General features: G+C 60.5%; 1 protein-coding gene. It reads right to left on the bottom strand.

Annotation, left to right across the window (positions count from 1 at the left end; genetic code table 11):
• Positions 1-411 (bottom strand): GNAT family N-acetyltransferase (locus QMX88_RS29300; RefSeq protein ID WP_282373738.1); only part of this gene is annotated, 411 nt, incomplete at its 3' end.
• Positions 412-811 lie beyond the last annotated feature (400 nt).

The raw sequence follows: 811 nt of genomic DNA, 5'->3' as shown, positions 1-811 counted from the left end.
GCGGTACAGCGGCAGGGCGGCTTCGTTATCGGCAAACACGGTGAGTTCAACCCGGTGCAGGTTCATCCAGTTGTCCGCGACTTCCAGCACGGCGGCCATCAGCCGCGACCCCACCCCTTTACCCTGCCACCCCGCCGCCACGCCCATGCCGATGGCGCCGACATGGCGCTGGCGAATGCGCGCGTATTGTTCCAGACCGATGTTGCCGATCACCTGACCTTGGTGCAAAGCGACCAGCTTCACCGAACGGTCATCCGCCCCCGCCAGCCGTTTGCGCCAGACATCGGCCGACTGATACGGCATCTGAAGCACCTGACGACACACACTGGGGTCGTTATACAACGCATTGACACCCTCGATATGGGCCTCGGTAAAACGATGGATCACCACCTGATCAACAGCAACATTCACTGGATTCATCCTTTGAAAACAGAAAGAGGGGACAGTCTAAGCGGCTAATTGCGGATGTGGCTACGGTGGCCAGCGCCCAAAAGCATGGATAGCGTGAGTTGTGACGCGGAGCGTCACGGGATGCATGCCCACGCAGAGCGTGGGAACGATCAACAGCATTCGCGAGCAAGCTCGCTCCCACGGGGACGGTGTCGTTTCATCAGTCTTTGCCTGCCTGAGCAGGCGCCTTCCCGGCTAAAGCCAGTCCCACTAACGGCAACGCGTGCATCCAGTGGGATGGCCTTCTCGGCTGAAGCCGGTCCCACTAACAGCAGCAGCGCGTGCACTCAGTGGGACCGTCTTCCCGGCTGAAGCCGGTCCTACAAAAAGCATGCGCTGTGTCGGTAGGACGGGCTTCAGC

The sequence above is a fragment of the Pseudomonas sp. PS02290 genome (assembly GCF_029960075.1).
Taxonomy (GTDB): domain Bacteria; phylum Pseudomonadota; class Gammaproteobacteria; order Pseudomonadales; family Pseudomonadaceae; genus Aquipseudomonas.
The sequence above is the reverse complement of the archived record's forward strand: the minus strand, read 5'-3'. Positions and strand labels throughout refer to the sequence as shown.